This is a genomic window from Caldimonas sp., from assembly GCF_046289365.1.
Lineage (GTDB): Bacteria > Pseudomonadota > Gammaproteobacteria > Burkholderiales > Burkholderiaceae_C > Caldimonas.
In genome coordinates, this window is record NZ_JBKBVU010000101.1 from 1 (window position 1) to 11,499 (window position 11,499).

Consider the following 11,499-nt stretch of genomic DNA (forward strand, 5'->3'; position numbering starts at 1 on the left):
CGGCGCTGCGACGCGCCGGCGTGCACCTGCCGGGCCTGCAGGCGGGCGATGCCTCCCGCGTGGCGCTGGAGGGCTACCCGGGGATGCTGGCGCGCGAGCTGATCGGTGCGCGCAGCTACAAGAGCGACGAAGCGGCCCGCCAGACGCCCGAACGCCTGATCGCCCGCAAGGACCTCATCGAGGCGCTGGTGCAGGGGCGCAGCCGGCTCGGCCTGCGACTGCACCTGAGCTCGGCGCAGCGCGATGAGCTGGCGGCTGATGCCTGCGGCGACCGGCTGGACGCCGTGCTGTGCCTGATGCAGGCGGCCTGGGCGCTCGATCGGCCGCGCTGGGGCTGGCCGCCGCAGGTGGACGGGCTCGAAGGCTGGATCCTCACGGCCTGAGCCGATGGGTACCGACCGCGACGCCAACGAACGGGACCTCACCCCGGCCGAGGCCTGGATGGCCGGGCGAGGTTGGCAGGCCTTTCCTTTCCAGCGCGAGGTCTGGCAGGCCATGGCGGCCGGGCGCAGCGGACTGCTCCATGCCACCACCGGCTCGGGCAAGACCTATGCGGTGTGGCTGGGGGCCTTGATGCGCGACCGCAAACAAGCCCCGGCGCGAGCGGGCGCGCGGGTGCTGTGGATCACGCCGATGCGGGCCCTGGCGGCCGACTCGGTGCGGGCCCTGTCTCTGCCCCTGCCGGACCTGGCACCGCGCTGGCGTGTGGGCCTGCGCACCGGCGACACCCCCAGCGCCGAGCGGGCCCGGCAGGATCGCCGCCTGCCCGAGGCCCTGGTCACTACGCCCGAGTCGCTGAGCCTGCTGCTCACGCGCTCCGATGCACGCGAGCGGCTGGCCGGGGTTCACACCGTCATCGTGGACGAATGGCACGAGCTGATGGGTAACAAGCGGGGGGTGCAGGTGCAGCTGGCGCTCGCGCGGATGCGGCGCTGGCATCCGTCACTCGTCACCTGGGGCCTGAGCGCCACCTTGGGCAACCTGGAAGAGGCCATGGCCGTGCTGCTGGGGCACCACGGGGGCCAGCTGGTGCAGGGACGGGTGGACAAGACCCTGGTGATCGATACCCTGCTGCCTCACGAGCCGGGGCGCTTTTCCTGGGCGGGCCACCTGGGCGGGCAGATGCTCGCGCCGGTGGTCGAGGAGATCGAAGCTTCGGGTACCAGCCTGGTCTTCACCAACACCCGCTCGCAGGCCGAGATCTGGTACCAGATGCTGCTGGAGGCGCGGCCCGAGTGGGCCGGCATCGTCGCGCTGCACCACGGCTCGCTCGACAAGGCGGTGCGGGAGTGGGTGGAGCGGGGCCTGAAGGAGGGGCGGCTGAAGGCCGTGGTGGCCACCTCCTCGCTGGACCTGGGCGTGGACTTCCTGCCGGTGGAGCGTGTGCTGCAGATCGGTTCCGCCAAGGGCGTGGCACGCCTGCTGCAGCGGGCCGGCCGCAGCGGCCACGCGCCGGGCCGGCCAAGCCGCGTGACCCTGGTGCCCACCCACACGCTGGAACTGGTGGAGGCCGCCGCTGCGCGCCGTGCCGCGCAGGCCGGGCGCATCGAAAAGCGCGAGTCGCCCGACAAGCCGCTGGACGTGCTGGTGCAGCACCTCGTCACCGTGGCCCTGGGCGGCGGCTTCGAAGCCTCCGACCTGCTGGCCGAGGTGCGCAGCACCTGGGCCTACCGCGAGCTCACCGACACCGAATGGCGCTGGGCCCTGGCGTTCGTCGAACGCGGCGGCGAGAGCCTGCACGCCTACCCCGAATACCATCGTGTGCAATGTGTCGAGGGTGTTTATCGCGTGCCCGATGCCGGCATCGCGCGCCGCCACCGGCTGCAGGTGGGCACCATCGTCAGCGACGCGTCGATGCAGGTGAAGTACCTGGGCGGGGCCAGTCTTGGCTCGGTGGAGGAGAGCTTCATCGCGCGCCTGAAGAAGGGCGACTGTTTCCTTTTCGGCGGGCGGCTGCTGGAGTTCATCCGCGTGCAGGACATGACGGCCTACGTGCGCCGTGCCGAGAAGCACCGCGGGGCCGTGCCGCGCTGGGGCGGCGGCAAGATGCCCTTGTCCACCGAGATGGCCGACGCCGTGCTCGAACTGCTGGCCGGGGCCGACCAGGGCGACTTCGTCGAGCCCGAGCTGGAGACGGCGCGGCCCATGCTGGAGATGCAGCGTCGCGTCTCGCGGCTGCCCCGGCCCGGCACGCTGGTGATCGAGCGCTACCACTCGCGCGAAGGCCAGCACCTCTACCTCTATCCCTTTGCGGGTCGCTTCGTGAACCTGGGGCTGGCGAGCCTGCTGGCCTGGCGGCTGGCGCGCGATCGGCCCAACACCTTCAGCATCGCGATGAACGACTATGGCTTCGAGCTGCTCAGTGCCGAGCCGGTGGACCTCTCGCCGGTGCTGGACGGCTCGGTCTTCACCACGGACGAGCTGCTGCGCGACGTGCTGGCCAGCCTCAACGCCAGCGAGCTGTCGCAGCGGCGCTTCCGCGAGATCGCCCGTGTGGCGGGGCTGGTGTTCAGCGGCTACCCGGGCGCCCCCAAGAGCATGAAGCAGCTCCAGGCCTCCAGCAGCCTGTTCTTCGAGGTCTTCCGCAAGTACGATGCCGGCAACCTGCTGCTCGGCCAGGCCGAGCGCGAGGTGCTCAGTCAGGAACTCGACCTGCGGCGCCTCACCGCCACGCTGGAGCGGCTGCAGGCCTGGCGCCGCGAGGTGGTGGACCTGCGCCACCCCAGCCCGATGAGCCTGCCGCTGATGGTCGAGCGCTTCCGCGAGAAACTCAGCAACGAAAAACTGGCCGACCGGCTGGCCCGCATCCTGAAGGACGCCCACAGGGGTCTTGATCCGTGAGCCGCAGGGCCTTTGTCGCACGGCCCGTGCGGTTCAGCTCTTCTTCGAGGTCTGTGCAAAAAAGCGCGTGGGCGTATGCTGCACGGCCGGGCTGCCGCATTTGGGGCAGGTCAGTCGCACGGTTTCGTGCTCGGCGATGTGTTCGACATGCTCGAAGACATGCCCGCACTTTTCGCAACGGTATTGATAGGTCGGCATGGCGATCCTCCTTGGAACCGGTCTGCCGTCGGGCCCGCGGGGCCCGGTGGTCGCCCCGGGGTGCATTCTGTCGCGGCAGGCCCCCGCAGGGCAAGGGCCTGAGGGGCCGGGCTTGCGGGCCGGGATCGTGCGGGCGGTGCTCGCCCTGTGTGCTGCCTGGCCGACCGCGGCGACAGCGCAGGGCCCCGTGCCGGTGGAGCACCTGGCCACGGTGGTCCATGTCACTGACGGGGACACGGTCTGGGTCGAACTGGGCGATGCAGGCTGGCAGCCCGCAGGCCGGGTGAAGGTGCGCATCGACGGCATCGATGCGCCCGAGACCTGTCAGGCGGGCGGTCCCGAAGCCCGGACGGCGCTGGCGCAGCGGCTGCACGGCCAATCGGTGCGCATTCACCTGCACCGACGGGACGCCTATGCCCGCTGGCTGGGGCGGCTGCGTCACGACGGCGAGGACGTGGGGGCTTGGATGGTGACCGAGGGATGGGCCTGGAGTTACCGCTTTGCGTCGGGGCGCGGCCTCTACGATGACGAGCAAGCCCAGGCCCGGGCGGCACGGCGGGGGCTCTTTGCCCATCCCGACCCGATGCCGCCCCGGGTGTTCCGTCAATGGCATGGTCCCTGCCGGTGAGCCCTGGATCGCAGCACGCCCAGGCGTGAAGAAATCGACGGGGGGCCGGGGCGGCACTGTTGCGAATTGTGAGTTCCCCCTCTTGGGGGACATGGGCCTGCCTGGCAACCGGCACAATGCTCCTTCTATGCCGAAAGAACGCATAGTCCTCGCCGAGCCTGCCCGCATGAACTGGGGGTCGTCCCTGACGCAGCTGATGCATACCCACCTGGGCATGAGCCAGCCCGAGGAGCTGGCCGCCTGGCTGCGCGCCCTCGTGTTGGCCGAGCCGGCGGGGCGGGCGCAGGCTGTCGTGAAGCTGCAGCGCTGGCTGGAGTCGGTGGCGGCCGCACAGTCGGCGCTGGAGGCCGAACTGGCCCAGGCCCGCCATCAGCATCGCGACGCCGAACGCATGCGCCTGGCCATGGAGAGCGTGCAGGACGCCTTCTGGGACTGGGACCTGGTGACCGGCGTGGCCTACTTCAGCCCCCGTCTGCTGGAAATCCTGGGCTACGCGCCGGGGGAGTGCGAGATGACCCTCGAGCGCTGGCGCGAGCACATGCACCCCGAGGACCGCGTCGAGGCCCGTGAGCAGCTCCAGGCCCACCTGCGCAACGAGACGCCGCGCTACCAGGGTGAATTCCGCGTACGCAGCCGAGACGGCCAGTGGCGCTGGGTGCGCTCGCGCGGCCGGGTGGTGGCGCGCGATGCAACGGGCCAGGCGCTGCGCATGGTGGGCACGCACACCGACGTGACGCTGCAGCGCCAGGCCGAGGAGGAGGTGCTGCACCAGCTCCGTTTCATCGAGGAGCTGGTCGAGATCATCCCCAACCCAGTCTATTTCAAGGATGCGCTGGGCCGCTACATCGGCTGCAACCGGGCCTGCGAGGACCTGATCGGCGTGCGCCGCGAGGACTTCCTGGGTCGCACCGCCCGCGACGTCCTGGGCAGCGGCGGCGCCGACGAGGAAGTGCACGACCAGCGGCTGTTCGCCAGCGGTGGGGTGCAGACCTTCGAGACACGCCTGAGCCTGCCCTCGGGCGAGATGCGTGAACTGATCCACAGCCGCACCTTGTTCACGGGAGCCCAGGGCCAGGTGGGCGGCATCCTGGGTGTGGTGACCGACATCACGCAGCACAAGCAGGTGGAGGCGGCCCTGCGCGAGGCCAAGGCCGCCGCCGAGGCGGCCAGCCGGGCCAAGAGCGAATTCCTCGCCAACATGAGCCACGAGATCCGCACGCCGATGAACGGCATCATGGGCCTGGTGGACCTCACGCTGGACACCCCGCTGAACGAGACGCAGCGCCGCTACCTGACGCTGGTGAAGTCCTCGTCCACCTCGCTGCTGAACATCCTCAACGACATCCTCGACCTCTCGCGCATCGAGGCCGGGCGCCTCACCGTGGAGCAGCTCGGCTTCGACCTGCAGGCACTGCTGCACGAGGTGCTGGCGCCGCTGGAGCCGCGCGCGGCCGACAAGGGCCTGAGCCTGCGGTGCACGGTGGCGCCCGAACTGCCGTCGCAGCTTGTGAGCGACCCGCTGAGGCTGCGTCAGATCCTGGTCAACCTGGTGGGCAATGCCATCAAGTTCACGCGCCAGGGCCGGGTGGACGTGACGGCCTGGCCTGAAGGCCGTGGCGGCTCGGCGGTGCTGCACCTGTGCGTGGCCGACACCGGCGTGGGTATCGCGCCGGACAAGCTCGATCGCATCTTCGAGTCCTTCACCCAGGCCGACAGCTCCACCACCCGCGAGTTTGGCGGCACCGGGCTGGGGTTGACGATCTCGCGCCGGCTGGCGCAGGCGCTGGGCGGACAGCTGTGGGCCGAAAGCGAGCTCGGTGTGGGCAGCCGCTTCCACCTGACCTTGCCGCTGCTGCCCCTGGTCCCGTCGGCCCAGTCGGCGGGTGATGACGAACTCCTGCAGAGCTGGGGCACGGCCGCGTCCACCACGGTCAATGTTTCGCGCGACAAGGCGCGCTCGCGCTATGAGTCCACCGGCTACCTGGGTTTGGCCGGGCTGGAGACCGACGAGGGGTTGCCCGAGGATGCCCAGGGCCTGCACGTGCTGCTGGTGGACGACCACGCGGTCAACCGCTTCATCGCCAGCCAGATGATCCGGCGCTGCGGCCACCAGGTCGCGGCGGCGGTGACCGCCGAGGAGGCGCTGGCGCTGTGCGATGCGCAGGAGTTCGACCTGATCTTCCTGGACCTGCAGATCCCCGGGATGAGCGGCATCGAACTCACCCACCGCATCCGGGCCCTGCAGGCCCAGTACGGCTGGCGCTGCCCGATCGTGGCCCTCACGGCACGGGCCATGCCGATGGACCGGGCCCGTTGCATGGATGCGGGCATGGACGACTATCTCACCAAGCCGGTCGATCAGGAGCGCCTGCAGGGCGTGCTGCGCCTGGTGGCCAGCGCCCGTCAGCAACCGGCTTTCAGCGTGTCGCGGCGGTAGGGCCGGTGGAGACCACCCCCCGACGCGAGGCCATCTCCAGCCCCATCGCCGCCTGGTCCCGTGCGCTCAGCCGGCCGCGGGCCGCGGGGTAGATCACGGTCTCCTCCAGCGCGATGTGGCTGTCGTACAGCCCGATGAAGCGCTGCAGCAGTTCCAGTTCCTGGTGCGAGAAGTCGGCTTCCTGGCCCTGCGCGATGCGCTGCAGCGCCTCGCGCAGGCCCTGCCAGAGATGGTGCATCAGCCGGTGGTCCTGCTGGAGCCGGCGCACCGCGGCGTGCACCGCAGCATGGGCCGCGTCCCGGGGCAGGGCCAGCAGCGGCGGGAAGACATGGCGCTCCTCGTCTTCGTGGTGGTGCGGGGCGGCCACGTCGAAATAGCGCAGCACATCGGCCGCGGCCTGGCGGGCCGGCGCGTCGTTGCCCACCCGGTGCAGATGCTCGGCCAGGCGCTGCAACAGGGCCACGCTGCGTTGCACGCGTTCATGGCAGGCCTCGAGCATCTCGAAGGGCTGGTCGAAGCCGACGGCGGGAGACTGGAAACCGGGAAGCATGGCGGCGCTGCAGGGCCCGGTGCGATGGGCCCGGGGGTGTCGGCCATTGTGCGCGCAATGCCCTGAGCGGGGGAAGGTGCGGGCCGATGGGCCTTGCGGTGGATCAAGTTTCGTTCCTGGGGAGAACCCGCAGGCCGTGGGAGGCCGGGCCGGTGCAGATCGGCTTTCTTGAGCCAACGCAATACCCGCCGCGGGCCGAACTGAGACAGTCGGGGCTCGACGATCTCCGGGTGTGTGGAGCAGACGATGAACAGGCTCATGGACCGATACCGAGGCCATCCCGCCGGCGCGGCCCAGCGTGAGCGGGGCATTCCTTTCGACGCCAGGGTGGCGCTGCTACAGGCCGCGCTGGCGCCGGCGCGGGTCACCCGCGAGGCGGCACAGGCCCTGGCCGCTGTGGCACGCGAACACCTGCTGGAGGGGGGGCAGGTGGTCTTCGATCGCACCCAGAGGGGCTTGGCGCTGTGGTTGGTGGTCTCGGGCCAAGTGGCGCTGGGCACGCTGCGCGAGGGGCGGCTCGCCCAGCAGACCCGGCTGGTGGAGCCCGGTCAGTGGCTCGATGTGGCCAGCGCCTGGCTGGACGCTCGCTACCTCGAAGATGCGGTGACCCAGGGCGAGGCGCTGCTGTGGTCCTTCGATGGCGAGGCGGTGCGCGAGTGCTGCATGGACCACCCCAGCCTCGCCGACGGCCTGGTGCGCGCGCTGGCTCGCCGGGTGCGCTGCCTGACCGAAGGCACCCTGGGCCTGATGCTCAAGGATGCCGAGGCCCGCTGCGCAACCTGGCTGCTGGAGCATGCCGAGCTGCGTCCCGGCAGCGAGGGCGGCAAGACCGCCCTGGTGGCGCTGCGCGAACGCAAGCGGGCCATCGCCTCGCAACTGGCCGTGACCCCCGAGACCTTCTCGCGCGTGCTGCGCCAGTTGCGCGAGCGCCAGGTCATTGACGTGGCGGGCTATACCGTGAAAGTGCTGGACGTCGAGGCGCTGCGCCGCGTGGCCGGCTCGCCGCCGGGCGAACACGCGGCTGCGTGAGATGACTCAGCTGGCGGCCGGGGAGGTGGTGGCCTGCAGCAACTCGGCCGCCACCGCCACCGCGATCACCTCGGGCGCCTTGCCCTCGATGCCCGGCACGCCGATCGGGCAGCGCATGCGCGCGATCACCTCCGGCGCGATGCCCCGTTCGACCAGCCGGTGCTCGAAGCGCGCCCGCTTGGTTTTCGAACCGATCAAGCCGAAATAGCGGAAGTCGCCGCGGCGCAGGATGGCCTCGGTGATGCGCAGATCCAGGTCGTGCTGGTGCGTCATCACGAGGTAGCAGGCCCCGGGCGGGGCGCGGTCGACCTCGGCCTCCACGCCGTCCACGCAGATGCGCTCGACATGGGCCGCTTCGCTCCCCGGGGCTTCGGTGGGGAAGGCGTCGTCGCGCTCGTCGATCCACTGCACCTCACAGGGCAGGGTCGCCAGCAGGCGCACCAGGGCGCGCCCGACATGGCCGGCCCCATAGAGCTGCAGCACGAAGCGCGGTGCCTCGACGGCCCAGTCGGCCCAGGCGGCTTCGTCCAGCGGGGTAAAGCGCAGCACGACCACGCCGCCGCAGCACTGGCCCAGGCGCGGGCCCAGCGGGAAGCGCTGCGTGAAGGCCGTCCATCCCGGCTGGGCCAGGGCCTCGCGTGCCAGACGGATGGCCTCGAACTCCAGGTGGCCGCCCCCGATGGTGCCGGCCACCTCGGCGGCCGAGACCAGCATGCGCGTGCCGGCCTCGCGCGGGGCCGAGCCCTGGGTGTGGTCCACGCTCACCACCACGGCCGCAAGGCCACGGTCCAGCCAGGTGCGGGCGGTCTGGCGCACCATCAGGCGGCCCGCCGCACGGCCTCGACGGCCGCCAGGATGGCCTCGGGCGTGGCCGGTGCGCGCAGCGGCGGATCGACACGGTGGCCGCCCACGGCCGAGATGGCATCGCGGATCGCGAAGAACACCGAGAAGGGCAGCAGCAGCGGCGGCTCGCCCACCGCCTTGGAGCGATGGATGCTGTCCTCCCGGTTCTCGGCATCGAACAGCCGCACGTTGAACACCGGCGGCACGTCGTTGGCCGTGGGGATCTTGTAGGTGCTCGGTGCGTGCGTCATCAGCCGGCCGCTCACCGGATGCCACCACAGCTCCTCGGTGGTGAGCCAGCCCATGCCCTGGATGAAAGCGCCTTCCACTTGGCCGATGTCCACGGCCGGGTTGAGCGAGCGACCGGCGTCGTACAGCACGTCGGCGCGCAGCGTGCGCGCCTCGCCGGTGAGCGTGTCCACGATCACTTCGGACACGGCGGCTCCATAGGCGAAATAGTAGAAGGGGCGGCCTTTGAGGGTCTTCGGGTCCCAGTGGATCTTGGGCGTGGCGTAGAAGCCGTCGCTCCACAACTGCACGCGCGCCAGGTAGGCCTCCCATACCAGCTCGTGGAACGGCAGGCTGCGGCCGCCCACGCTCACGGTGTCGTTGGCAAAGCGCACCTCCTGCGGCGAGCCGCCATACCGGCTGGCGGCAAATGCGGCCAGCCGCTGCCGGATCTGGCGGGCGGCGTCCTGGGCCGCCTTGCCGTTGAGGTCGCTGCCGGTGGAGGCCGCGGTGGCCGAGGTGTTGGCCACCTTGTCGGTGTCCGTGGCGCTGCAGCGCACGCGCTCGAAGTTCACGCCCAGCTCATGGGCCACCACCTGGGCCACCTTGGTGTTCAGGCCCTGGCCCATCTCGGTGCCGCCGTGGTTCACCAGGATGGAGCCGTCGTTGTAGACGTGCACCAGCGCACCGGCCTGGTTGAAGTGCGGCACGTTGAAGGAGATGCCGAACTTCACCGGCGTGAGTGCGAGGCCCTTTTTCAGCACGGGGCTCGCGTCATTGAAGGCCCGCACGGCCTCGCGCCGGGCGCGGTAGTCCGAGCTGCGCTCCAGGGCGTCCACCAGCTCGTGGATCACGTTGTCCTCGACCGGCTGGCCGTAAGGGGTGGTCTGGCCTTCGCGGGCATAGAAATTGAGCTTGCGCACGTCCAGCGGGTCGCGGCCGAGGTCGCGCGCGATGGAGTCGAGGATCTGCTCGATCGCGATCGCGCCTTGCGGGCCACCGAAGCCGCGGAAGGCCGTGTTGCTCTGCGTGTTCGTCTTGGCCGAGTAGCCATGGATCGCCACCTCGGGCAGCCAGTAGGCATTGTCGAAGTGGCACAGCGCGCGGGTCATCACCGGCCCGGAGAGATCGGCCGAAAAGCCCGCGCGCGACACCATGTCGATCCGGGCTGCCAGCACGCGGCCCTCGTCGTCGTAGGCCACCTCGTAGTCGTAGTGGAAACAGTGGCGCCGGCCGGTGATGAGGAAATCGTCGTCCCGGTCCACGCGCAGCTTGACCGGGCGGCGCAGTGTGCGCGCTGCCACGGCCGCCACGCAGGCGAACAGCGCCGACTGCGACTCCTTGCCGCCGAAGCCGCCGCCCATGCGCCGGCATTCCACGCGCACATGATGGGCCTGCAGGCCCAGGGCTTGCGCCACCACATGCTGCATCTCGGTGGGGTGCTGGGTCGAGCACTGCACCAGCATGCCCTCGTCTTCGAGGGGGCGGGCGTAGGCGATCTGGCCTTCCAGGTAGAACTGCTCCTGGCCCCCCACGTCGAACACGCCCTTGAGCTTGCGCGGTGCCCGGGCCAGCACCTGCTCGAGCGCGCCCGGTGCGCTTTCGCGCCTCATGTGCATGGGCGGCAGCACGTAGCGGCCGGCCGCATGCGCGGCTTGCGGGGTGAGCACAGCCGGCAGGCTCTCGTAGGTCACCACCTCGGGCTGCCGGGCCAGGGCCGCGGCACGCCGGGCGGCTTCGACCGAGGTGGCTACCACCGCAAACACGGGCTGGCCCACGTACTGCACCAGACCGTCGGCCAGGATGGGGTCGTCGCCCTTCACGATGGGGGCGACATCGTTGGTGCCGGGGATGTCGCGCGCGGTGTAGACCGCCACGACACCCGGTTGCGCCCGCACGGGGTCGAGGTTCAGCGCGGTGATGCGCGCATGGGCCTCGCGTGACAGACCAAGCGCCGCATACAGCGTGCCGGCCACCTCGGGGATGTCGTCGGTGTAGGTGGCCTCGCCGGCCACGTGCAGGTGGGCCGATTCGTGGGGGCGGCTCACCCCCACGCGGGCCCCGGCGCGCAGGCGCCGCGCCTCGTCGTCGGCATCGATGCGCAGGGCCACGTTGTCCCGGTAGGCGGGGAAGGGCTCGCTGGGGTTCAGTTCGGTCAGGTCGGCACGCTTGTTCATGGCAAGTCCTCACACGTCGGCCGGGGCGGGCAGGGCGTGCGGCATGTCCTGCCACACCATCACGGGGGCCGCGCCGGGGCGGGTGTCGTGCCAGGCCCGCAGGATCAGGTTGCCCGCCACCCTCAGCCGGTACTCGGCCGTGGCCCGCATGTCGGTCAACGGCTGGTAGTCCTGCGAGAGCGCCTGCATTGCAGCCTGCACACGCTCGTGCGACCAGGGCCCGCCGCGTAGCGCGGCCTCGGCATGGGGGGCGCGGCGCACCGTGGCGGCCATGCCGCCGTAGGCCAGGCGCACGTCACGCACGGTGTCGCCGTCCAGCCACAGCGACAACCCCAGGCACACCGCCGAGATGTCGCTGTCGTAGCGCTTGCTGATCTTGTAGCCGCGCACCACCTGCCCGGCCTGGGGCAGGGGCACCTCCAGCGCCTGCACGAACTCGCCGGGCTCCAGCGCGTTCTTCATGTAGTCGAGGTAGAAGTCGGCGAGCATCAGGCGGCGCACCCGTGGGCCGCACCGCAGCACGATGCGCGCATCCAGCGCGATGAGCGCCGGGGCGCTGTCGCCGATG

The 11,499-nt window shown here is 70.8% G+C and carries 9 protein-coding genes and 1 pseudogene; 5 read left to right on the forward strand and 5 right to left on the reverse strand.

Annotated elements, in window-relative coordinates; genetic code table 11:
- Positions 1 to 383, forward strand: a pseudogene (locus tag ACK42S_RS11020) (DUF429 domain-containing protein); the annotation flags it as partial.
- 4 nt (positions 384 to 387) lie between these two features.
- Positions 388 to 2,841 carry a ligase-associated DNA damage response DEXH box helicase gene (locus ACK42S_RS11025; protein WP_409707040.1) on the forward strand — a complete coding sequence of 818 codons (2,454 nt, stop codon included), beginning with the start codon at positions 388 to 390 and terminating at the stop codon, positions 2,839 to 2,841.
- 33 nt (positions 2,842 to 2,874) lie between these two features.
- Here the strand turns inward: ACK42S_RS11025 and ACK42S_RS11030 are convergent, their stop codons facing one another.
- The gene (locus ACK42S_RS11030) at positions 2,875 to 3,039 is read right to left on the reverse strand and encodes an FmdB family zinc ribbon protein (RefSeq protein ID WP_409660896.1); all 165 of its coding nucleotides are present in this window, start codon (positions 3,037 to 3,039) and stop codon (positions 2,875 to 2,877) included.
- 136 nt (positions 3,040 to 3,175) lie between these two features.
- Here ACK42S_RS11030 and ACK42S_RS11035 point away from each other — a divergent pair, with 136 nt between their 5' ends.
- Together ACK42S_RS11035 and ACK42S_RS11040 are read left to right on the forward strand one after the other, a co-directional pair.
- On the forward strand, positions 3,176 to 3,667 hold the full coding sequence (locus ACK42S_RS11035; protein WP_409707043.1) for a thermonuclease family protein: 492 nt from the start codon (positions 3,176 to 3,178) through the stop codon (positions 3,665 to 3,667).
- A gap of 196 nt (positions 3,668 to 3,863) precedes the next feature.
- A complete protein-coding gene (locus tag ACK42S_RS11040; RefSeq protein ID WP_409707046.1) occupies positions 3,864 to 6,104 on the forward strand; it encodes a PAS domain-containing protein in 2,241 nt (746 codons plus the stop codon).
- On the opposite strand, the gene ACK42S_RS11045 is transcribed toward ACK42S_RS11040, so the two are convergent.
- On the reverse strand, positions 6,085 to 6,654 hold the full coding sequence (locus tag ACK42S_RS11045; protein ID WP_409707049.1) for a hemerythrin domain-containing protein: 570 nt from the start codon (positions 6,652 to 6,654) through the stop codon (positions 6,085 to 6,087). The two genes, ACK42S_RS11040 and ACK42S_RS11045, sit on opposite strands and share 20 nt — an antisense overlap.
- A gap of 258 nt (positions 6,655 to 6,912) precedes the next feature.
- Here ACK42S_RS11045 and ACK42S_RS11050 point away from each other — a divergent pair, with 258 nt between their 5' ends.
- Entirely contained in the window at positions 6,913 to 7,683 is a 771-nt protein-coding gene (locus tag ACK42S_RS11050; protein WP_409707052.1) for a Crp/Fnr family transcriptional regulator, read from the forward strand.
- Between the two features lie 6 nt (positions 7,684 to 7,689).
- Here the strand turns inward: ACK42S_RS11050 and xdhC are convergent, their stop codons facing one another.
- From xdhC to ACK42S_RS11065, 3 genes are all read right to left on the reverse strand, one after another.
- On the reverse strand, positions 7,690 to 8,502 hold the full coding sequence (gene xdhC, locus ACK42S_RS11055; protein WP_409707055.1) for a xanthine dehydrogenase accessory protein XdhC: 813 nt from the start codon (positions 8,500 to 8,502) through the stop codon (positions 7,690 to 7,692).
- Positions 8,502 to 10,931, reverse strand: coding sequence for a xanthine dehydrogenase molybdopterin binding subunit (gene xdhB / locus ACK42S_RS11060; RefSeq protein ID WP_409707058.1), 2,430 nt, complete (start codon positions 10,929 to 10,931; stop codon positions 8,502 to 8,504). Before xdhB ends, xdhC begins: the two co-directional genes overlap by 1 nt.
- A 9-nt stretch (positions 10,932 to 10,940) precedes the next feature.
- The coding region (locus ACK42S_RS11065) for an FAD binding domain-containing protein (protein WP_409707061.1) at positions 10,941 to 11,499 on the reverse strand (559 nt) is incomplete at its 5' end.

Excerpts from the sequence above, each read along its gene's own strand:
- ACK42S_RS11050 (WP_409707052.1), top strand. The coding sequence starts at position 6,913 with ATGGACCGATACCGAGGCCATCCCGCCGGCGCGGCCCAGCGTGAGCGG.
- ACK42S_RS11040 (WP_409707046.1), top strand. The coding sequence starts at position 3,864 with ATGCATACCCACCTGGGCATGAGCCAGCCCGAGGAGCTGGCCGCCTGG.
- ACK42S_RS11030 (WP_409660896.1), bottom strand. The coding sequence starts at position 3,039 with ATGCCGACCTATCAATACCGTTGCGAAAAGTGCGGGCATGTCTTCGAG.
- ACK42S_RS11025 (WP_409707040.1), top strand. The coding sequence starts at position 388 with ATGGGTACCGACCGCGACGCCAACGAACGGGACCTCACCCCGGCCGAG.
- xdhB (WP_409707058.1), bottom strand. The coding sequence starts at position 10,931 with ATGAACAAGCGTGCCGACCTGACCGAACTGAACCCCAGCGAGCCCTTC.
- ACK42S_RS11045 (WP_409707049.1), bottom strand. The coding sequence starts at position 6,654 with ATGCTTCCCGGTTTCCAGTCTCCCGCCGTCGGCTTCGACCAGCCCTTC.
- xdhC (WP_409707055.1), bottom strand. The coding sequence starts at position 8,502 with ATGGTGCGCCAGACCGCCCGCACCTGGCTGGACCGTGGCCTTGCGGCC.